17 protein-coding genes are annotated in these 21,176 nt (G+C 35.7%); 6 read left to right on the top strand and 11 right to left on the bottom strand.

Annotated features, from left to right (window positions below; all coding sequences use genetic code 11):
- Positions 1–21 precede the first annotated feature (21 nt).
- The gene (locus tag M0214_RS01665; RefSeq protein ID WP_248723744.1) at positions 22–2,331 is read left to right on the top strand and encodes a M1 family metallopeptidase; all 2,310 of its coding nucleotides are present in this window, start codon (positions 22–24) and stop codon (positions 2,329–2,331) included.
- Positions 2,332–2,438: 107 nt separating this feature from the next.
- Positions 2,439–2,741 carry a twin-arginine translocase TatA/TatE family subunit gene (locus M0214_RS01660; RefSeq protein WP_248723743.1) on the top strand — a complete coding sequence of 101 codons (303 nt, stop codon included), beginning with the start codon at positions 2,439–2,441 and terminating at the stop codon, positions 2,739–2,741.
- A gap of 69 nt (positions 2,742–2,810) precedes the next feature.
- Here M0214_RS01660 and M0214_RS01655 read toward each other — a convergent pair whose 3' ends face one another.
- Positions 2,811–3,455, bottom strand: coding sequence for an O-methyltransferase (locus M0214_RS01655; protein ID WP_248723742.1), 645 nt, complete (start codon positions 3,453–3,455; stop codon positions 2,811–2,813).
- Positions 3,456–3,702: 247 nt separating this feature from the next.
- On the opposite strand from M0214_RS01655, the gene M0214_RS01650 reads away from it, so the two are divergent.
- A complete protein-coding gene (locus tag M0214_RS01650) occupies positions 3,703–6,564 on the top strand; it encodes a pitrilysin family protein (RefSeq protein ID WP_248723741.1) in 2,862 nt (953 codons plus the stop codon).
- A 39-nt stretch (positions 6,565–6,603) separates the two neighbouring features.
- Here M0214_RS01650 and M0214_RS01645 read toward each other — a convergent pair whose 3' ends face one another.
- The 5 genes from M0214_RS01645 to kynU form a co-directional block, all read right to left on the bottom strand.
- On the bottom strand, positions 6,604–7,689 hold the full coding sequence (locus M0214_RS01645) for an amidohydrolase family protein (protein ID WP_248723740.1): 1,086 nt from the start codon (positions 7,687–7,689) through the stop codon (positions 6,604–6,606).
- Positions 7,690–7,802: 113 nt separating this feature from the next.
- The gene (locus M0214_RS01640) at positions 7,803–8,294 is read right to left on the bottom strand and encodes a 3-hydroxyanthranilate 3,4-dioxygenase (protein ID WP_248723739.1); all 492 of its coding nucleotides are present in this window, start codon (positions 8,292–8,294) and stop codon (positions 7,803–7,805) included.
- A 129-nt stretch (positions 8,295–8,423) separates the two neighbouring features.
- Positions 8,424–9,206, bottom strand: coding sequence for an SDR family oxidoreductase (locus M0214_RS01635; RefSeq protein ID WP_248723738.1), 783 nt, complete (start codon positions 9,204–9,206; stop codon positions 8,424–8,426).
- 206 nt (positions 9,207–9,412) lie between these two features.
- Positions 9,413–10,813 (bottom strand): NAD(P)/FAD-dependent oxidoreductase, encoded by a 1,401-nt coding sequence (locus tag M0214_RS01630; protein WP_248723737.1) that lies wholly within the window; start codon positions 10,811–10,813, stop codon positions 9,413–9,415.
- Positions 10,814–10,868: 55 nt separating this feature from the next.
- Positions 10,869–12,137 carry a kynureninase gene (gene kynU, locus M0214_RS01625; RefSeq protein WP_248723736.1) on the bottom strand — a complete coding sequence of 423 codons (1,269 nt, stop codon included), beginning with the start codon at positions 12,135–12,137 and terminating at the stop codon, positions 10,869–10,871.
- Positions 12,138–12,286: 149 nt separating this feature from the next.
- On the opposite strand from kynU, the gene M0214_RS01620 reads away from it, so the two are divergent.
- A complete protein-coding gene (locus M0214_RS01620; protein ID WP_248723735.1) occupies positions 12,287–12,706 on the top strand; it encodes a (4Fe-4S)-binding protein in 420 nt (139 codons plus the stop codon).
- Positions 12,707–12,922: 216 nt separating this feature from the next.
- On the opposite strand, the gene M0214_RS01615 is transcribed toward M0214_RS01620, so the two are convergent.
- Positions 12,923–13,567, bottom strand: coding sequence for a hypothetical protein (locus tag M0214_RS01615; protein ID WP_248723734.1), 645 nt, complete (start codon positions 13,565–13,567; stop codon positions 12,923–12,925).
- 35 nt (positions 13,568–13,602) lie between these two features.
- On the opposite strand from M0214_RS01615, the gene M0214_RS01610 reads away from it, so the two are divergent.
- A complete protein-coding gene (locus M0214_RS01610; RefSeq protein WP_248723733.1) occupies positions 13,603–14,403 on the top strand; it encodes a class I SAM-dependent methyltransferase in 801 nt (266 codons plus the stop codon).
- Between the two features lie 118 nt (positions 14,404–14,521).
- Here M0214_RS01610 and M0214_RS01605 read toward each other — a convergent pair whose 3' ends face one another.
- Positions 14,522–15,145: a hypothetical protein gene (locus M0214_RS01605; protein ID WP_248723732.1), complete on the bottom strand. Its 624-nt coding sequence runs from the start codon at positions 15,143–15,145 to the stop codon at positions 14,522–14,524.
- A gap of 374 nt (positions 15,146–15,519) precedes the next feature.
- Between M0214_RS01605 and M0214_RS01600 the strand changes: the two genes are divergently transcribed.
- Complete coding sequence (locus tag M0214_RS01600) at positions 15,520–17,742, top strand: SulP family inorganic anion transporter (protein WP_248723731.1); 2,223 nt, start codon at positions 15,520–15,522, stop codon at positions 17,740–17,742.
- Positions 17,743–17,749: 7 nt separating this feature from the next.
- Here M0214_RS01600 and M0214_RS01595 read toward each other — a convergent pair whose 3' ends face one another.
- The 3 genes from M0214_RS01595 to M0214_RS01585 are packed head-to-tail and all read right to left on the bottom strand — an operon-like array spanning position 17,750 to position 21,107.
- Entirely contained in the window at positions 17,750–18,727 is a 978-nt protein-coding gene (locus tag M0214_RS01595; RefSeq protein WP_248723730.1) for a transglutaminase family protein, read from the bottom strand.
- Between the two features lie 8 nt (positions 18,728–18,735).
- Positions 18,736–19,659: an alpha-E domain-containing protein gene (locus tag M0214_RS01590; RefSeq protein WP_248723729.1), complete on the bottom strand. Its 924-nt coding sequence runs from the start codon at positions 19,657–19,659 to the stop codon at positions 18,736–18,738.
- 5 nt (positions 19,660–19,664) lie between these two features.
- A complete protein-coding gene (locus M0214_RS01585) occupies positions 19,665–21,107 on the bottom strand; it encodes a circularly permuted type 2 ATP-grasp protein (RefSeq protein ID WP_248723728.1) in 1,443 nt (480 codons plus the stop codon).
- Positions 21,108–21,176: the final 69 nt, after the last annotated feature.

Genomic DNA, 21,176 nt, shown 5'->3' with positions numbered 1-21,176 from the left:
TAGTTATTTAAAAATTTTATAATGAATAAACTGAAACTAACTTTTGTTGTATTTGTATTAACCTTTATTGGTGCTCATGCCCAAGATAGCAATGTTGAACAAATCAAAACAGGGCATACTAATACAAACAAATTTAAGCAACTATACGATGAATTTGCAACTCCAAATATGTATAGAACAGCTTCGGGAGCTCCAGGTAGTGCTTATTATCAGCAGCAGGCAGATTATAAAATGAAGATTGTGTTAGATGATGAAAATGCAAAAATTTCAGGATACGAAACAATTACATATACAAACAATTCACCAGATGAGTTAAAGTATTTGTGGGTTCAGTTAGATCAAAATAAAAGAGCGCAAGATTCTAAATCGCCACTTATAGAAGCCGATAGTATAGAACCTGTAATGCTCCCCAATGATTTTGCCGCAAAATATATGGGTGAACCCCTAGAGCGTGGCTTTAATATTCAAAAGGTTGTAAATGCTAAAGGAGCACCTCTTAAACATTACATCAATAGAACTATGATGCGTATAGAGCTGCCAAAACCCATGTCTACAGGAGATAAGTTTACCTTTTCAATACAATGGTGGTACTATATTAATAATCATGTAGAGGAAGATGGGCGTTCTGGTTACGAGTACTTTCCCAAAGATGGGAATCGTGCTTATGTCATTGCTCAATTCTATCCAAGAATGGCAGTTTACAATGATGTAGAAGGATGGCAAAATTCACAATTTTGGGGGAGAGATGAATTCGCTTTGCCTTTTGGTGATTTTGAGGTCGATATCACCGTTCCCGCCGATCATATCTTAGATGGTACAGGAAGACTCATAAACAGGAAGGACGTTTACTCTAAAACTATGATGAATCGTTATGAGCAAGCAAAAAAGAGTTACAAAGAACCTGTTATAATTGTCAGTCAGTCTGAGGCTGAAGCAGCTGAAAAGGGTTTTTCTAAAGCCACAAAAACATGGAAGTTAAGAGCAGAAAATGTTCGTGATTTCGGATTCGCAACATCTAGAAAGTTTATTCTCGATATGATGGCTGTAAAAATAGGTGGCGAAGATATCATGGCAGTCTCACTCTACCCAAAAGAAGGTAACCCATTATGGGAGGAATGGTCTACAAAAGCTGTGGCCAGTACATTGGAGTCTTATTCTAGAATGACGTTCGATTATCCTTACCACAAAGCAATTTCTGTTCATGCAAAGCAACAAGGTATGGAGTATCCTATGATTTGTTGGAACTATGGTAGACCCAAGGAAGATGGCACTTATAGCGATCGTGTAAAATATGGAATGATGAGTGTTATTATTCATGAAGTGGGACATAACTTCTTTCCTATGATTGTAAACAGCGACGAGCGTCAATGGACATGGATGGACGAAGGTCTAAACTCTTTTGTACAGCATGTGGCTCAGGTAGATTTTGGTGAAAAGTATCCAGAAGCTCTATCACCAGACGATAAAGTGTATCCCTCTAAACGAGGCCCAGCTCATAAAATCATACCTTACATGAGCGGTGACCAAGATTACATTGCACCCATAATGACAAAAGGATTAAACACCTATCAGTTTGGTAATAACGCCTACGGAAAACCCGCCACGGCATTAAATATTCTTCGTGAAACCGTAATGGGACGAGAGCTTTTCGATTATGCATTCAAAGAATATGCGCAAAGATGGATGTTTAAACACCCAACTCCTGAAGATTTCTTTAGGACTATGGAAGACGCTTCGGCTTTCGATTTAGATTGGTACTGGAGAGGATGGTTCTACACTACAGACTGGGTAGACATAGGTTTAAAAGATGTAAAACGATATTATGTGTCTTCAGAGCACAACCAATATATCAAGGATTACATGAAAAAATACAATGTAAAACCAACACAGTTAAAACCTTTGGTGTACATGATAGAAGAGGGTAGTGAAGAATATAAAGAAGAAATGAAAAATGGAACGTTATTAGAAAATTCTACTCCTCTTAAAGAGTACATAATGGATAATTTTACGCCAGAAGAGCAAAAGAATATCAAAGCACCAAAGTTCTTCTATGATATTACTTTTGAAAAACCAGGAGGTTTAGTTATGCCCATAATAGTAGAGTATACCTATGCAGATGGTTCTAAGAAAAGAGAAACGTATCCTGCCCAAATTTGGAGGTTGAATGATAATGAAGTTAGTAAATCTATTGCCTCTGATAAAGAAATAGTTGGTATTGTTATAGATCCCGACTTAGAAACAGCCGATGTAGACACTAGCAACAACAAATGGCCAATTACAGAAGAAGAGACTAGCGCTTTCGAAAAATTTAAAACCAGGATAAAAGGTTAATATAAAACCGACTTTTAAAGTCGGTTTTTTTGTGAATTATGCTTTTGACAATTACATGTATCCTAAGCAAATTCAATAGAGCATTAGTTTTTTTCGTTTAAAATTTAATGTACTTTTGTAACGTGATTTATAAGCCTACATTTTTGTTTATCAGCGGCGCAGAGATTGCCTTCATTTTGTTTATCGCCATTATGGTTTTTGGTGCCGATAAATTACCTGAAATTGCCAGAGGTTTGGGTAAAGGTATGCGAACTCTTAAAGATGCCACCAACGATATTAAGCATGAAATTACCAAGAGTGCCGAAAATCATGGTATCGACACCAGTATTACGAAAGATGTTAAGAAAGAAATCGATAAGGTAAAAGACGATATCGATGACTTCACAGGCTCTGTAAAGCGTAGGTTCTAGTTAAATCACAACTTTCCATAATCTTAGAGACAGTATCTCATCTTTTTTAGATTGAGTATTTTCAATCCTTTAACCTATTTTCCTGCTTATTGTTAACCCATCTCTTATTGGTAGTATAACCGTTTCAATGCGATGATCTTCTTTTAGCATTTTGTTATACTCAAGTAGTGCTCTGGTATCAGAATCATCGGATTTTAAATCTTCAATAATTTTACCGCTCCACAATACATTATCCGATAGTATAATCCCTCCCGGGTTTAGTTTGTCGATAATCACGTTAAAGTAGTTTGGGTAATTGGTTTTATCGGCATCTATAAAAATAAGGTCAAAAGCGGTATTTATTTCAGGAATGATATCTAAGGCATTTCCCAAGTGTTGAACTATTTGATTACCATACCCCGATTTGTTAAAATAAGCCCTTTGAAAATCATAAAGTTCCTCATTAACATCTATAGTATGTAAAGTGCCATTTTGTTGCATGCCCTCTGCTAAACATAAAGCTGAGTAACCGGTGTAGGTACCAATTTCCAAAATGGTTTTTGGGTTTACTAATTTAGAAATCATACTTAAAACACGCCCTTGGTAATGTCCGCTAAGCATCCGGGGTTGTAATATTTTCTGGTAGGTTTCCCTATTTAGCTGTTGCAGTAATTCTGGTTCGCTTTCAGAATGTGCTACTACATAATCGTCTAATTCTTCTGGGATAAAATGCATGAAATTTTAATAAGGTCCTCAAAATTACCAAATTTTATAAAGTATTTGCAATTTATAAGGCTATAATGCAGTTTGTAAGACATTGATATGTAGAATAATCTTTTATAGATTTCTTTGAGGCGTAAATCACTTTGTAAATAACAATAGGAAGGGGTTATTTTAAAAAATAAAAAAAGAACTAAACATGTAACTTTTATTACAAAACAAACACTAACTTGTAAACCTTAAAAAACACAATAATCTACTTATGAAACACTTCTTAGCGTTCTGCTTTTTAAGCATATCTATGCTTTTAAGCGCCCAAGAAACTAATAAAGCCATAACAACCTACAACTTAGAAAGTGAAATCCCTAAAGACACCACTGCCTTAAGAGGGCAACTTCCCAACGGATTAAAATACTTTATAAAAGAAAACGATAGACCAAAAGAGACCGTTTACATTCGGTTAATTGTTAAGGCTGGTTTTCTGCAAGAGGATGAAAAACAACACGGGCTAGCACATCTGTTAGAGCATATGGGCTTTAATGGAACCAAGAACTTCAAAAAAGATAAACTCATTAAATATTTAGAGAGTATAGGTGTTAAGTTCGGGATGGACCTAAATGCCAGTACAGGGCAGAATCAAACGGTTTACAAGTTAAAAGTACCCACTAAAAACTTAAAACAAGTAGATAAGGCATTTCAAATTTTAGAAGATTGGGCACATAATATGTTGTTAAAGGATGATGCAATAGATGATGAAAGGCCTGTTATTGTAGAAGAATTAAGGGGAATGCGAGGTAGTGGTCAACGCGTAGGTGATGAGATACGTAGCTTTTTGTATAAGGGAATGAGACAATTGGAGTTTTTTGAACTTGATAAACAGGTTGAAAATATTGAAACCTTTATTTACGATGAGTTAAGAAGATATTATACAGAATGGTACCGCCCCAACTTAATGGGAATTGTAGTTGCCGGAGATATAGATGCCGCTTATGTCGAAGATAAAATAAAGACACACTTTTCTGCATTGACGAACCCTGTTAATGAAAAACAACTCAAGACTTTCGATACGGTACCTTATTACAATAAAACACGTGTAAAGGTTATCACCGATAAAGAAAAGACCTTGACTTCTATTCGACTGCGCTTTTTTGATAAATACCCAAAAAGGAGACAGAATACCTTAATGAAGCATAGAAAAGAAGGTATTGTAAAAAGTATAATGCAAAGAATAATTAATAGAAGGCTGGATGAGCTTTCTAATAGTGAACAACCACCTTTTATCGGTGCCGGTGTGGGCATTTCATCCACTTTAAGTAAATATCACTATAATTTTTCTATTGGTGCCTCTGCAAAGGAATCTGAAATTGAAAAGACACTTAAACACATGGTTTTAGAGCTAGAGCGTATCAAACGTTTTGGTTTTAGTGAAGAAGAGCTAAGCGATATAAAAAAGGATATGTTGGCCAGTAATGAATCTTTTATAGAAAGTAAAGATGATTGGTATTCTGGTAGTTATTTAAGGCTTTTAGAACAAGAGTTTTCTGGAGATTGGGTACTTTATTCCAAAGATTGGAAATATGCTTTTGATAAAGCAATAATTCCTGAAATAACAGTTAAAGATATTGAAACGTTGTTTAATACCTATTACCATAAAGACAACAGAGCTTTAATAGTAACGGCTCCAGAAAAAGAAGGTTTTGTTCTTCCTACTAATGAGGCTCTACTCAGCGTGTTAAGTACTGCAGAAAAGGATTCTACCTTAACACCTTATATACCTAAAATACTTAAAAATGAACTTTTAAAAGAAATCAGACCAAAAGGTCAGATTGTTCATGAGGAAGATGGGGCTCATGGTATTAAAAAAATTGAGCTTAGCAATGGTGCTAAGGTATTTTATAAAAAAACAGATTTCGATAAAGAAAAAATAAGCTTTAAAGCCTTTAGCTACGGCGGAACTTCGTTACTAAATGACGAAGAAATTAAACGGGTAGGACACATGGAAATTGTTAACGTTTGTGGTATTGGTGGATATAAGCCCCATGAGTTAAAACGGGTTTTGGATGGTAAAATGGTAAACGTTTCTCCATTTGTATCTTCTTATGAAGAAGGCTTAAGAGGTGGCGGAAGGGTTGAAGATTTAGAAACGCTATTTAAACTCATCTACCTAGTTTTTACAGAGGTTAATTATGATGAAACCATGTATTTAAATTACGTAGATAAAATAAAAGCGGTACTAAAAAATAGAAAATTAAGCCCTAGAAACGAGTTTTCTAGTGCCATTAGCAAGTTGAAAAACAAAGATAATCCAAGGTATTTTGATATCAACGAAGGTGATAATATGGAGAAGTTGCTAGACTCTGTACCTTATAAAGATTTATACAAAACCTATACCAAGCGATTTGAAAATGCTGGTGATTTTAATTTCTTCTTTGTTGGTGATTTTGATGAGGATATTTTAAAAGATTTTGTTGAAAAATATATTGCTTCCTTACCCAGTACAGAGGAACGTGAGAACTATAAGCTAACTACTTTTAAAAATATACTTTCTGGTGAGCGTGTAGAGGTGCGTAAAGGACTGGAGGATAAGGCAACTCTAAAAATAGAGTTTTTAAAAGAAGCAAAGCACATTAAAAATGAGGATAAGGCATTAAATATATTCGGAAATATATTTCAAACTCATCTTCGAGATAAGATTCGAGAAGAAAAGGGCGGTGTTTACTCGGTAAGCGCTGGTTTAAGACATATTGGTCGTCCTTATTCCAGATACACTGGTAGTATTACTTTTTCTTGTGCTCCGGACAATGTGGAAAGCCTTGAAAATGAGAGTTTAGCTGTTTTACAGGAGCTTATTAAAAAAGGCGTATCTAAAAAAGAAGTAGAGGGCGTGAAGAAAAATTGGGTGCTTAATAGAAAGAAAGGTCTGGAAACCAATAGCTTTTGGCTCAACCATATGTACAATAAGGTCTATTGGAAAAAGACATTCGATGATGGCATTGATGGTTATGAAGAGAATTTAGATAATATAACAACAAAGTTAGTTAATCGTGTTGCTAAGAAATATATTGAAGACCCAAGTTTGATTGCCAAATTATTACCAGAATTAAAAGAAGAAGTGAAAAACTAACTAGATAGACTTGATTAGTTTTTGCTTATATTCAGTGTATTAGCTTAGAATTCTATCCACTAATTTTTGTTTGTATGCCATGTCTTCACCGCAGAGCCATTGTATAACATTATCCTCCCAGATAGCATTGTATTCGCTTTGGTTGATAATGTTTCGATTCATGGCTAGGTCTAGGAGTTTCCCAGGGTAAGATGATTGAGGTTCACTTTCCATTTCACCAAGTGGATAGGGGTCATCTAACCCCATAATGACCTGTTTTGAACCATGATTTCTGATGAGGAGTTCAAGACCACCTGTATCGTGTACTAGAGTATCGAAGAAAATATTTTTATGGCCAACAGCTTTTCTTGGATGGTGCTTACCTTCAAACAAATCGGGTCTGCCATCAAAGCCTTGAATGCGCCGTCCCAGATTAATTTGGGCTAATTGTCCGCCATGAGCAAAACAGGTTCTCATGTTGGGGTATTTTTCTTGGTAGCCGTTTAAGGTTAAAAAGTGATAGGCATCGGCACATTGGGCCAACATCCAAATTAAATGGAATCGCCATGAGGTATTTTCCAGTTTAATAAATTTTTCACCATCGTAAGGATGAATTTCAACTGCTAGGTTATAGGCGTTTGCCAACTCAAAAAGTGGTTCGTTTTCCTCGTCGTATATACACCGCCAAGTACCAATTGTATCCATGTAATGCGTGGGAAGACATAGTAATTGTAGACCGTGTTCTTCCACACAGCGCTCTATTTCCCAGCAAGCACTTCTTATAAATCCGGGGTGAACCACAAATCCACAAGTAAATTTGTTAGGGTGTTGATGCTGAATCCTAGCGTTAAAATCATTTTGAAAGCGCAGGGCTTTTTTCATTTCCTCGACACGTAAACCGTTACCGTATAATTGCGACAGATTAAGAACAACAGCATGGTCTATCTGGTTGCGTTCCATCCATTCCAGCTTTTCGTTTAAAAAGAAGCTAGAATCTGTAACGGGACGTTTCCATCCTTTTTGTAACATGAACTTTCGGTCCTTGTCCACCCAAAAAATCCCTTTTTCGCGCATAAACTCAGGAATCTCCTCAGGGTAGGGGAGCAAGTGGGAGTGGCCATTTATTCTAAGTTTACGCTTTTCCATATCGATGTATTGTAACCTATTTGTTTAAGACATTAATCACGTCGTCTTACTTTCTTTTAGTTAAAATCCTTAATACTAAAAGTTCATCTCAACTTTTTGAATACAACAAAAAATCACTTGCGTTTAGCGTCTTTCTTTATTTTGGAGTTGTATCTATCAAAAATTGCTGGTAAATCGGTTTCAATATTAGACAAAGTAAATTCTTCTTCGTACAATAAACTTCCGTTGTCTTCAGAATACCATTGTAGCTTGTCTTTTACACCAGCGGGTCTTGGATATTCTATCACTAAACCAACAGTGTTAGCACCACGTTGAGGTGAGTGCGGCACTTTTGGGGGTAATAGAAAAATTTCTCCCTCTTTAATGTGGATGTCTTTTTGCTTACCTTCTTCAATAACCTTTAAAACAATATCGCCTTCTATTTGATAGAAAAATTCTGGTGTTTCGTTATAATGATAATCTGTTCTGCTATTAGGCCCGCCAACAACCATGACTATAACATCGCCATCTTCCCAAACAACTTTATTGCCTACTGGTGGTTTTAAAAGATGACGGTTTTCTTCAATCCACGCTTTAAAGTTTATGGGTGATACTAATTTGCTCATGATAGTGTTTTCTTAATTCGGTTTGTTATGTAACACTCAAAATTGAAAGTTTGAGTGGTAATGAAACAATGATTTTTAATTTATACTAAAGATATAAAACATCTAAAGATTACACCAATGGAGAAGGTTTTAAAGTGATTTTGTTCTACCGCCATCTACCGGGATGTTTATACCGTTAATATAACTTGCGGCATCACTGGCTAAAAAGACAACGGCATTGGCAACTTCTTCTGGACTTGCAAAACGTTTGGCTGGGGCATAGTTTTTTATGATTTCGGCCATTTCCTCAGGGCTAGTTCCTTCAATAGTTGCTTTTATTTTTATGATTTCATGTAACCTTTCTGTATCGGTAAAGCCAGGAAGCACATTGTTAACGGTTATGCCGTATGGAGCAACTTCGGTAGAAAGTGTTTTGCTCCAGTTCCCAACAGCCCCTCTTATGGTATTGCTAACACCAAGCATTGGTATAGGTTCTTTAACCGAAGTGGAAATGATATTTACAATGCGTCCAAAACCTTGGTCTTTCATAAACGGAATCGTGGCTTGTGCCAGCACATGGTTACATTTAATATGCATGGTAAATGCATTTTCGAATTCATCTAAACTGGCATTTAGAATATCCCCGCTTCTTGGTCCGCCAGTATTATTAACTACAATATGGAATCCATGATTGCTATTTATAAACTTAATAACCTGTTCTTGTAATTCCCTTGGATTGGAGAAGTCTGCAACTATATAATTATGGTTTCTGTGTTGAGGTAGTTCTGCTAAAACTTTTTTTAGTTTTTCTCTGTTTCTAGCTACTAGAGTAACATTTACGCCTTCTTGGGCGAGTAACATGGCCGTTGCTTTTCCTATGCCTTGCGTGCTACCACATACTAGAGCATTTTTATTGTTTAAATTAAGGTTCATTCTGTTTTATTTTCAAGTTGGATGTTAAAAACCTGCATTCCTATTGTAGTTACATTAGTTTTTGTAAACTTTTTTCAATCTGTTTGTCATTCCGTACTTGTTACGGAATCCAGTTTTTCTTATGGATTCCTGCCTTCGCAGGAATGACAATCTGACGTTGAAAAGAATATCATCTTTTTTATTAAACCAAGGGTTTCAAATAGTGTTTATTTTAATCCAGCGATTTTATCTTCTGTTAGTATGGCTTCGGTTTCTTTTTTAACCATTTCTAGAGTAGATTTCAAATCACTAAATAAGTCGGTGTGTTCTTGAGATAGCATATTTAAAATGGCCTTATCTTGAGCTCTACCTCTCAGCATAGCTTTTTCATAACCTATGGCGTCATTAAAAGTAACCAAAGCATATTTAGATGCATAATCCTCGGGAAATTCTTTTTCCAATGCCATTTCTAGTTTACGTTTTTCCTTGAATATGGGGTTGGCAACATGATCTCGCATTTCATAATAATTATCGATAGCTAAATCGGCTATGGCGTCGGTATCTTTTTTTCGAGTTTTTTCATAGGCTTTAAAAATAGATTCCCAATCACCTAATTTTTTATCGAGTATCTTGTCAAATTCAACAACATCTTCAAAACTCGCGTTCATCCCTTGACCGTAAAAGGGCACAATGGCATGAGCAGCATCACCCATTAACAAGGTGTTGCCTTTATAATGCCACGGCGAACATTTAATGGTGCCTAGAGGCGCCGTTGGATTGTTCTTAAAATCTTCAAGTAGATTTGGCATTTTGGCTAAGGCATCGGGGAATTCATTTTTAAAGAAATCCAGAATCTTGTCATCGGTATCTAGATTTTTGAAATTATAAGTGCCCTCATTATAGCTTAGGAATAAGGTAACGGTAAAACTTCCATCAAGGTTGGGAAGGGCAATTAACATAAAGCGCCCTCTTGGCCAAATATGTAAAGCGTTTTTATCAATTTTAAACCCACCATTGGGCTTTGGGAGAATACTCAACTCTTTATAACCATGGGTTAGATAGTCTTGAGAAAAACTAAACAGAAATTTTTTACCCAAGTAATAACTTTTCCTAAGCACTGAGCCAGCACCATCTGTTCCGATAATGATATCGGCATCCTCAATAAATTCTGATTTTGATTCGTAATCTTTAAACGTTGCCGTAGTGTTTTCAAAGTCAACAGATTTGCATTTTTTATTAAAATAAATGTTGACATTCTTATGCTTTTCGGCTTCATCTAAAAGTAGAGCATTCAAGTCTCCTCTTGAAATCGAATTAATGTATTCATGGTCTCTACCGCTGTAGGGCGAAAGGAAGGTCTGTCCTTTTTTTCCATGAATCATACGGCCATGCATAGGTATGCAAAGCTGTTTTACTTTTTCACCTAAACCAACGAGTTTCATGGCTTTTACACCTCTATTTGAAAACGCTAGATTTATAGAACGGCCAGCACTAATATCTACTGTTCTTAAATCGGGGCGTTTTTCATAAACCGAGACGCTATAACCACGTTGCCCCAAGCGTAATGCCAGTAACGCTCCACAAAGACCAGCTCCAATGATTAGAATATTTTGTTTTTGTTCTTTCATTTTGCAATTCCTTTCTCGCTGAAATTAGTTAGGTATACGCCTAATTATAGACAAGTTAAGTTAATATTTCTTTAAGGCGTTCAACCAAATTATAAATATCTTGAAATGAATTATAAAGCGGTACCGGTGCACAACGAATTACATCGGGTTCTCGCCAATCGCTAATTACTCCAGAAGCTGTTAGTCTTTTGTGTAATGATTTATCGGCTTTTTTTACTTGTATAGATAATTGGCAACCACGCTCATCTGGATTTTCAGGAGTAATAATTCTTATTGCATCTTCACCTAGCTGTTTCATTAAAAACTCAAAATATCCAGTAAGTTTTTTCGATTTTTCAACCAGCTTATCCATGCCCACTTCTTCAAACATATCAAGCGAAGCCTTTATGGCCGCCATAGATAAAATAGGCGGATTACTAAGTTGCCACCCCTCGGCTCCGGGAAGTTGGTCGAACTCATCTCGCATAGTAAATCGAGTCGCTTTGTTATGACTCCACCAACCTGTAAATCGGTTTAAATCCTTTCGGTGAGCATGTTTTTCATTCACAAAGCACCCGGCCAAACTGCCAGGTCCGGAGTTTAAATATTTATAGGAGCACCAAACGGCAAAATCGGCGCCTGAATCATGAAGGTCGAGTTTTACATTACCAGCACCATGGGCACAATCAAAACCTACCAAGCAACCGTATTCATGACCTAAAGATGTTATGCGTTTAAGGTCGAAGAATTGTCCAGTATAATAATTAACACCGCCGAGCAATATCAAGGCAATATCATCGCCTTGTTGTTTTAAAATGGTTTCTAAATCGTCGTAGTTAAGCAATTCTTCTCCGTATCTTGGTTTCCAGAGTATAAGTCCTTCTTTATCGCAAAAACCATGGTGGCGTAGTTGCGATTCTACCGCATATTTATCAGAAGGAAACGCATCGCTCTCAATAAGTATTTTGTAACGTGTTTTTGTTGGTTTATAAAATGAAACCATCATGAGGTGAAGGTTTACCGTTAAGGTATTCATTACTATGGTTTCAATGGGTTTGGCCCCAACAACATTGGCCATTTTTTTAGTTAAATATTCATGGTAACCCAACCAAGGGTTTTTAGCTTCAAAATGGCCTTCAACACCCAATTCTGCCCAATCATTAAGCTCTTGGTCTATGTATTCTTTTGTGGATTTTGGTTGCAGGCCTAAGGAGTTGCCCGTCATGTAAATGAGGTTGTTTCCGTTCTTGTCTTTGGGGATATGGAATTGATTTCTATAAGATGCAAGCTCATCGTTTTTATCTAATTCTATGGCGAAATCTTTACCTGTTTTGTAAGCTAACACTATTGATGTTTTTCTGTTTCTAACAAAAGTATGAATTTTTCCACTTGAAAATTAGTACTCTAATAGCAGAAATTATTGATATTATTAAGACTCAAACGCTTGTGCCTTCAAAACAATATTTTTTGTAACTTTAATGAAAACACAATACTATGGGAAAGACAAAAGAATACACCAACGGAGAGGTTACTGTAATTTGGGAGGCTGAAAAATGCATTCATTCGGCTATTTGTGCCAAAGGACTTCCCAAAGTATTTCGTCCCAGACTTAGGCCATGGATTAAATTAGACGAGGATAAAACCGAAACCATCGTTAATCAAGTAAAGCAATGTCCGTCTGGGGCATTACGCTATTATATGAATAATGAAAAAGAAGAAACCGTCGAGAATTCGTCTACCAAAGCTCAAATTTTAGAGGATGGTCCTTTATTGGTTCATGGTACGTTAACCATTACTCATAAGGATGGTACTTCTGAAATAAAAGAAAACACCACAGCTTTTTGTAGATGCGGTCACTCTAATAACAAACCCTTTTGCGATGGCGCACATACCAAAGCAGGTTTTAAGGGCTAAATAGACATTGGTTTAAATTAGGATTATATTTCTAACTGAGATTTACGCAAAGGAAAAGGGCTTTAACCATTGGTTAAAGCCCTTTTCATATATAGAGACGCTAATGCGGGATATTTGTTTATTATATATACGCTTTTAGACGGTGTTTAGATGTTTTGCTTACACAAAAAACTAAAAAATTTTTCTAGTATTCTATAACCAAATCTTGTGCCAAACTTACTTAAGGGTAATCTTAATATCTGATAGCTTTACCATGGGCTTACCGTTATTTCTTGTGTGGTCTTGTGCTATTTTAATACCCTCGAAATCTTTATAGTTTTCAAAAGTGTTTATGAGAGATGGTTCTTTTTTGTTACCTCTTCTAAATACCCATTCCCTAATAATATAGTTTTCATCAAAATAAATATCGTAAGCGTCTCCAGGAGTGTATCCGCCTTGCTGTGGATAGGTGACAACCATCTTGCTCATGGGTTGTTTACTAATTGGAGCCGTCTCCATGGGAGAAACGGTATACTCGATATCATCCCAAACCAATTGAAAGGGAATTAAAAGCCAAAATTTGTCATTTATAAACGCCCGGTCTGCTTTTTGCGATACACTATCTATAGCGCGTCTGTAATACTGAATCGTATCTTTTTTTGTGGTGAGTTTTATCGCATCGGTAGTTAGGTTCCAATTCCAAAGTCGGTTTTTACCAAATCTAAATTGGATTTCAGAAACCTTATCCCAGTGTTTATAACCGTGAGCCTCTGCAATAAGCTCGGCCACCGTTGGCTCTGGTATTTCAGTCGTTTTCTTGGGGTTGTCTTTACAGGATAAACAAACAGCGATAAGACCAATACAGACTAGTGCTTTTTTCATAATTTAGAGTTTTTGTAAAGATAGTGAACTTAGCTATGGGTAAAAACGACATCTATTTTAAAACGAATAAATCTACTTGGAATGAAAAGGTGAAAGTACATGCCAAAAGTGAAATGTACGATATCGAGGCCTTTAAAAATGGAAAATCCTCGTTAATGCCCTATGAATTAGATGCCTTGGGCGATGTGAATGGAAAGTCGTTGTTGCATTTGCAATGTCATTTTGGACAGGACACTTTAAGTTGGAGTAGAATGGGAGCACGGTGTACTGGAATAGATTTAAGCGATGAAGGTATCAAGCTGGCCAGAGCATTGAACGATGAACTGCAACTTAATGCCCAGTTTGTGTGCTGTAATGTTTTAGAGACCTCTAAATTCGTTGAAGCAACTTTCGATATCGTTTTTACAAGTTACGGGGTTATAGGGTGGTTGCCCGATTTAAAGCCTTGGGGACAAATGATTGCTGAAAGACTAGCCCAAGGCGGTACATTTTATATGGTAGAATTTCATCCTATTGTCTGGATGTTCGATTATTTAAAAGAGCAACCTGTTATGGCCTATGGTTACATGCAAGATGAACCCATTTACGAAGAATACCAAGGTACCTATGCCGATGAAAACTCTAGTATGATAAGTAAGGAGTATGGCTGGAATCATGGTATGGGTGAAATTATCTCGGCTTTAACCGAAGCCGGGCTGCACATTGAATATTTAAAAGAGCATCATGCCAGCCCCTATAACGTATTGCCTAATTTAATTGAAAATGAAAAAGGCTTATTCGAAACTAAGGATAAACTCTATCCATTAATTTTTGAGTTGAAGGCTGTTAAGGTTTGATGGGGTGTTTTAAATGGCTAGTTAATGAACGGTTACGATTTTGAGAGAGTGATTTTCAGGATGAAAAAAAAAGTGTCAAAATCGAACTATGTTTATGTTTTGAGTTTAAATCTATCAATTATTCAAACACTTTACTGGGTGATGTTGTTTGATTGAATATATGTGATATTATTTTCCTTAAGAATTCAATTTTAACTTTATCGTTACTGTTTTCTATGCAATATTGTCTAATTAATTCAGGAGAGTTTCTATTTAAAAAATCAAATAGATCAGAATTTTTTTTCAATACAGTGAATTTTTTTGTTTCATGTTCGTAAATAATCCCTCTGGTTTTAGCTGTCGCGATTCCGATGAAAGCAATTGTTTTTCCTAATTCTTCTTCTTCAAGATAAATCAGCTTGTCATTTATTTTAGAAGCTATTGAATAAACAGATCCTTCATCACTTAATATAATCCAATAATCATTGCTGAGATTATCACTAATACTTTTTGTTTTGATATATAGTTTTTCCCCATCAGAAACAGCAAAGGGGCTTTTTATTCTTTTTCCTGATTTATATTTTAAGCGATAGTGTAACGTGGTTTTAATTTTATTAGCTTTGAAATCAGAGTTTGATGAACTTGTTCTCAAATCAAATTCAATAAGATCTTTATAGAACCCAGACTTAAAATACGATTTATTTTGAGAATAAATTTCTGAATTAAAGAATACCATTAAAATTAGAATAATTTTTTTTATCATTTCATAGGTTTTTTAGATTTGGAACTAACATGTGCCTTGCGGTGTTTTAATGTCTTATATGTATCGTTAAACGAAATTAGTTGAAAATTTTTACAAAATCAAGCTGTTACTAGAAAAGCGTTTGGGTAATTATCTTAAATATACCTACAAAAAAGTGCATGCAATTACTTTTTTAGAATTATGGATGTCTTTTTTTAATACAATTTCATTAAAATACTTTGCTGGTATGTCTCTAATTATCAACTTTTAGCAGCTTATAAAACCTGTATTATATACTATAGTTTATGATATTTATAAAATATATTAATTAAAATCACTGTTCTGTTTCCAATAGAGTTTTAGAGTTTTGCACTTAGAACAAAACCCTATAGCAAATGACTCACAACGCCACTAAGTCCAATATCATTTCTGGGTTTTTAGTTTTTCTTATTGCCCTTCCACTCTGTTTAGGTATTGCTAAGGCTAGCGGATTTCCACCAATTGCTGGAATTTATACAGCTATTATAGGCGGGCTTGTTGTTACTTTCTTGTCTAAGGCACCATTGGCCATTAAAGGCCCTGCTGCTGGATTAATTGCAATAGCCATAAGTGCTGTAGAAGAACTAGGAGGAGATGACCCTATTATGGGCTATAAGCTCACTTTGGCTGTAATTGTGGTTTCTGGAGTACTCCAGCTTTTTATGGGCTTGGCTAAGTTTGGAAAGTTAGGCGATATGTTTCCCATTTCGGTGATAAGGGGTATGTTGGCTGCTATTGGTGTTATTATTATAAGCAAACAAATTCATGTAATATTAGGTGTTGTGCCAGAGGCGAAATCCCCCATGGCATTGTTGGCAGAAGTGCCAAATAGTATCATGCATTTAAACCCCAAGGTGGCCATTATAGGGACTTTAAGTTTATTGTTTCTTTTTGGGCATCCTTACCTTAAACATGGCACATTACGGAAATTACCGGCACCACTGCTTACTTTACTTATTGCAATTCCTTTAGGTTTCGTTTTTAATTTATCCCAACAACACACTTATAATATTGGTACTTTAAATTTTGAAATTGATCCATCTCAGTTTTTGGTGATGTTGCCCGATAGTTTTTTAAGTGGGATTACTTTTCCAGATTTCTCCCAATTACTATCCTATTCTTCTGTAAAATACATTATCATGTTTGCTTTAGTTGGTAGTATTGAATCTGTTTTAAGTGCTAAGGCAGTCGATGCTTTAGATCCTAAAGGGCGGGAAACCAAACTTAACCAAGATTTGGTTGCGGTTGGTATAGGAAATACTATTGCAGGTTTTATTGGCGGATTGCCTATGATTTCTGAAATTGTAAGGAGCTCGGCTAACATCAATGCTGGAGCCAAAGGACGCATGAGTAATTTTTATCACGGCCTGTTCTTGTTTCTTTTTGTTTTATTAGCTGCATCTGTAATCAAGACCATCCCAAACACGGCTTTGGCGGCCATGTTGGTTTACACCGGATTTAAATTAGCCTCGCCAAAAGAGCTTAAGAAAATTAAAAGTATAGGGCTGGATCAGTTGCTTCAATTTTTAACAACTTTGATTGTAACGTTAATGACCGACCTATTGGTTGGTGTAGCCTCTGGAATAGCATTAAAAATTGTCATGGAACTGATGCAAGGGGTACGAGTTAAAGAAATGTTTAGTCTAAAGACACAAATGTTTTCGGGTGATAATGGGTTGGTTATAAAGGTTGATGGTGTGGCTTCTTTCATCAATTATCTTAAGTTTAAGACGCTTATTGATGCACAGCCAAAGAATAAAAAAATAGTTCTAGATTTTGCAGGCGCTCATTTTATTGACCACACGTTTTTAAATAATATTAATAGTATTCAAAATAAGTTTTCAAAAGAAGGTGGTGAGCTTATTAAAACAGGTTTTGAAAACCATCATTTTCAATCCAGTCACCATTTGGCTTCGAGACGCTTAATCACAAACCCTTTTCAACAGGTTAATGGCAATTTTGATTTGTCGAAACGTGCACAGCGTATCCAAAATATGGCATTGGTGAATCAATTAGACTTTGAAGCTAACCTAAGTCCGTCACTAATTAGACCGTATTTAAGTGCGTTCTCCATTTTGTCTAAACTAAGACGCGCAAGAAATTTTGTGCTTGGTACCCGAGAGCATTACAGTTTTATGCTTTGTGATATTACGTATGTGAGCGCTGGCGAGTTTTCTACTGAAACAAGTACATGCACTATAGCTTTAATTTTTAATATTGACAAAGGCGGGATTCCAGACTTTTATACCAAAGATAAAACAGACTTATTTGATTTCATTACAGACTATGATTTTAAACTCATGCCTAAAACTAACCATAGGCCGTTTAATGTATTTGGAAATAATCAAGACCTAATCGATACTTTTTTTACTCCCGGCATCACAGAAATTATTTCCAATAATCCTTATACGATAGAGTGTAAGCGTAGGGTAATGCTAATCCATAACGCTTGGAGCCATATTCAAGAAGGTGAGCCATTAATGGACTTATTAAATTATGTGGACCAATTAGCTACAGAAGTGGTGAAAAAAAGATTAGAAGAAAAGGCAAGTCTTACCGAAAACAGTCAGGTGCTCTAGCGTGTTATTATTGCTGTTGCTGTTGTTGCTGTTGAATGAATTCTAAATTTTGGCGATAACTATTTTTTGAATCGGTTTTTACCTGTGCTTTGGATTTTTCTGCATCGGTGTCTTCGCTAATAGCTATCACACCGTTTGTTCTTTTGGTACTTACATGAACCTTCACGAACAAGCTATCGGTTACATTGCCTTTATAAACGCCTTTTAAAGGAGCACAATCCTTATAATTTCTGCCCACAGCCAATTTAACGTGATATTCTGATGCAATAAGGTTGTTGGTAGGGTCTAGACCTAGCCATCCGTAAAACGGGATGTAAATTTCAATCCAAGCATGGGTTGCGCCCTCACCTCTTGTTTTGGAGTCGCTCGGACAAATATAACCACTAACATAACGCGCCGGAATTCCAATTTTTCTAACCATCTGAAGTAAAATATTGGTAAAATCCTGACAAACACCCGCCTTTAACTCCCAAACATGGTCTAGTTTAGAATCTACATTGGTAATACCTTGTATGTATTTAAAATTCTTGAAAATATACTCGCAAAACTCTAAAGCGACTTTATAGGGTGTGATGGTAGATTTATCCTTGGAATTGATTAATTCAAGTATTTCAGGGGTGCCATCAAAAGTGATAAATTTTAAATAGTCAATAAACTGCGTGTCGCTTTTTAAGGATTCTAAAACTTTCCACTGCTCGTTTGGTGAAGCAGAATCCTCTGGAAATTGCACCGGATATGTTTTTACTTCAATATCAGATTCTATTGATAAAAAATTATGTGGTTTCACCAGCATAAAGGTTCCCACAGTATTAAAATAAAAATCTTTGTAAGTCTGTATGTTGGGATTATCGTTTATAGTTATTTTTTGGGAATTAACTTTTTGGTATTCATTGTTAAAGGGGTATAGTTTAATTTGGTTTGCCCCGTCAATTACAGCACCGCTATAGTCGTACCTCGTAATATGTTTAATGTAAAATAAACCCATAAATGTGTCTAGCTTTGCGCAGAGAAATAGACATTGTTAATACTAAGTGAAATGTTGCTTATGTCACTCTTAATACTTTCAATAAATTGTTCTAGACCTTGATCGTTTATACTTTCTATGGTTGTGTATTTTATAGTGCTTTCCAGTTTTCCTAAAAGGAACTCCAAATCGTTTTTAACCAATTCGTTTGTTAAAATTAGGTGGTTAATGTGCCTGCTCAATTTATTGATGCAATAGTACAATGATTTTGGAAATAATTGTTCTTGAAAAATAACTTTTATAATGGAGTCTGAAGTGAAAACCGATTTGTAATTTTTTAAGTAAAGTTGATAGGCGCCAACAGATAGCAGTAGGTTTTTCCAATGAAAACTACGTTCTAAGCTATCGGATGTTTTCGATATTTCCTTTAGTTTCATACTTGTTATATCTGAAATTTGTATAACGCGTTCTAAAAATTTGCCCACATCCATAAAGTAATAAGCTGGTCCGCGTTCTTGCGTAATATCGATGTTGCCATAATAAATAAGTTGATATCTTAGAAGTTGGTCCAAAAACGTTACTGGGTCACTGTGGGTAAGTTCTTTTTGGGTATTTGGGTCATTGAGATAGAGAAAGTAACTGTTTATGGATAACCATATTTCTCTTGGAATATGCTCTTGAACACTTCGTGCATTTTCTCGAGATCGGGTAACCAAGTTAACTATAGCGTTGGGGTTATTGTTATCGAAAATCATATAATCCAAACAGGCTATGGTGTTTTCAGAACGAAAATTAGATTCGTCCCCATAGTTTTTAAGAATAGGTTCCCAAGAGAAAAGCACAGGAGAATCCTGATGTGCAGAATAGTTTGTTTTTAATAGTCTTAAAATACTATAACCCCGCTCCATATAGCGGTTCATCCAAATAAGATTGTTTGCAACTCTACTAAGCATAAATTTTATTTTATCACCCAAGTATCTTTACTACCGCCACCTTGAGAGCTGTTTACTACTAGGGATCCTTTTTTAAGTGCCACTCGGGTCAATCCGCCTGGACATATTTCAATACCGTTTCGTCCATAAACAGCAAATGGTCTTAAGTCTACACATCTTGGTGAAAGTTGACCGTCTATAAAACACGGTGTGGTGGATAGTTTAAGTATGGGTTGCGCTATAAATGCCGCAGGATTTTTATCTACATTATCAAGATATTCCTTTATTTCCTGTTCACTGGCCTCGTGTCCCATTAACATACCATAACCGCCACTACCATCGGTTTTCTTTATAACCATTTTATTAATATGTTTTTTTACATATTTTAATTCATCAGGTTTACCAAGTTGGTAGGTTTGAATGTTTTTTAATATGGGTTCTTCGTTTAAATAATACCTTATCATATCGGGAACAAAGGTGTACACGGCTTTATCGTCTGCAACACCCGTTCCAGGAGCATTAACTATAACTACATTACCTTTTCTGTAGGCCGACATTATTCCAGCCACTCCCAAAACACTATTGGCGTTAAACTCCATAGGGTCTAAAAAGTCGTCGTCAACTCTTCGGTATATAACATCAACACGTTTAAGTCCGAAAGTAGTTTTCATGTACACCACATGATCCTTTACAACCAAATCGGAACCTTCTACAAGCTCAATACCCATAAGTCTTGCCAAGGTAGTATGCTCATAGTACGCAGAATTGTAAATCCCTGGCGTAAGCAGAACCACATTAGGGTTATCTTGGTGACTACAGGATTTTAGATTTTCATAAAGAATATTTGGGTAGCTAGAAACAGAAAGCACATTGCACATGGGTAAAATACCGGGAAAAATACGTTTAGAAATTTCACGATTTTCGAGCATATAACTTACTCCAGAAGGTGTTCTAAGATTGTCTTCTAGTACATAAAATTCACCATCGGTGTTTCGTATAAGGTCTACACCTGTTATATGAACGTAAATATCGAAAGGTGGGACTACTCCTTTCATTTCACGCAAAAAGTATGGGCAACTATAGATCAATTCAGGCGGAATTATACCATCCTTTAAAATAAATTGCTCATTATAAATATCCTTAATAAATAGATTTAAAGCGGTTATACGTTGTTTTATGCCGCTCTCAATTTTGCTCCATTCTTTAGAGGTAATAATCCTAGGAATGATATCGAATGGAAAAATCTTTTCAATACCTTTTGAGTCGTTATAAACAGTGAACGTAACCCCCTCGTTTATAAAAAGCTGCTTGGAAAGTTCTTCTTTTTTTGAAAGCTCTTCAATAGATGTGCTATTGAGGTAGTTGTTGATTGTTTCGTATTGCTGTCTTAACTTTAAATCATTGGTATACATTTCATCCCATGTGTCTTTTTGTAGATCGTAAGGTGAGATGAACTGAGATTTATCCATAATTAGTTTTTGAGGGTCATTCAACCAAATTTAATAATTGTTCAGTTATTATCATAGAATTTGATTTTT

It is taken from the genome of Seonamhaeicola sp. ML3 (assembly GCF_023273855.1).
Classification (GTDB): Bacteria; Bacteroidota; Bacteroidia; order Flavobacteriales; family Flavobacteriaceae; genus Seonamhaeicola.
The sequence above is the reverse complement of the archived record's forward strand: the minus strand, read 5'-3'. Positions and strand labels throughout refer to the sequence as shown.

Excerpts from the sequence above, each read along its gene's own strand:
- M0214_RS01665 (WP_248723744.1), top strand. The coding sequence starts at position 22 with ATGAATAAACTGAAACTAACTTTTGTTGTATTTGTATTAACCTTTATT.
- M0214_RS01660 (WP_248723743.1), top strand. The coding sequence starts at position 2,439 with ATGTACTTTTGTAACGTGATTTATAAGCCTACATTTTTGTTTATCAGC.
- M0214_RS01655 (WP_248723742.1), bottom strand. The coding sequence starts at position 3,455 with ATGCATTTTATCCCAGAAGAATTAGACGATTATGTAGTAGCACATTCT.
- M0214_RS01650 (WP_248723741.1), top strand. The coding sequence starts at position 3,703 with ATGAAACACTTCTTAGCGTTCTGCTTTTTAAGCATATCTATGCTTTTA.
- M0214_RS01645 (WP_248723740.1), bottom strand. The coding sequence starts at position 7,689 with ATGGAAAAGCGTAAACTTAGAATAAATGGCCACTCCCACTTGCTCCCC.
- M0214_RS01640 (WP_248723739.1), bottom strand. The coding sequence starts at position 8,294 with ATGAGCAAATTAGTATCACCCATAAACTTTAAAGCGTGGATTGAAGAA.
- M0214_RS01635 (WP_248723738.1), bottom strand. The coding sequence starts at position 9,206 with ATGAACCTTAATTTAAACAATAAAAATGCTCTAGTATGTGGTAGCACG.
- M0214_RS01630 (WP_248723737.1), bottom strand. The coding sequence starts at position 10,813 with ATGAAAGAACAAAAACAAAATATTCTAATCATTGGAGCTGGTCTTTGT.
- M0214_RS01620 (WP_248723735.1), top strand. The coding sequence starts at position 12,287 with ATGGGAAAGACAAAAGAATACACCAACGGAGAGGTTACTGTAATTTGG.
- M0214_RS01615 (WP_248723734.1), bottom strand. The coding sequence starts at position 13,567 with ATGAAAAAAGCACTAGTCTGTATTGGTCTTATCGCTGTTTGTTTATCC.
- M0214_RS01610 (WP_248723733.1), top strand. The coding sequence starts at position 13,603 with ATGGGTAAAAACGACATCTATTTTAAAACGAATAAATCTACTTGGAAT.
- M0214_RS01605 (WP_248723732.1), bottom strand. The coding sequence starts at position 15,145 with ATGATAAAAAAAATTATTCTAATTTTAATGGTATTCTTTAATTCAGAA.
- M0214_RS01600 (WP_248723731.1), top strand. The coding sequence starts at position 15,520 with ATGACTCACAACGCCACTAAGTCCAATATCATTTCTGGGTTTTTAGTT.
- M0214_RS01595 (WP_248723730.1), bottom strand. The coding sequence starts at position 18,727 with ATGGGTTTATTTTACATTAAACATATTACGAGGTACGACTATAGCGGT.
- M0214_RS01590 (WP_248723729.1), bottom strand. The coding sequence starts at position 19,659 with ATGCTTAGTAGAGTTGCAAACAATCTTATTTGGATGAACCGCTATATG.
- M0214_RS01585 (WP_248723728.1), bottom strand. The coding sequence starts at position 21,107 with ATGGATAAATCTCAGTTCATCTCACCTTACGATCTACAAAAAGACACA.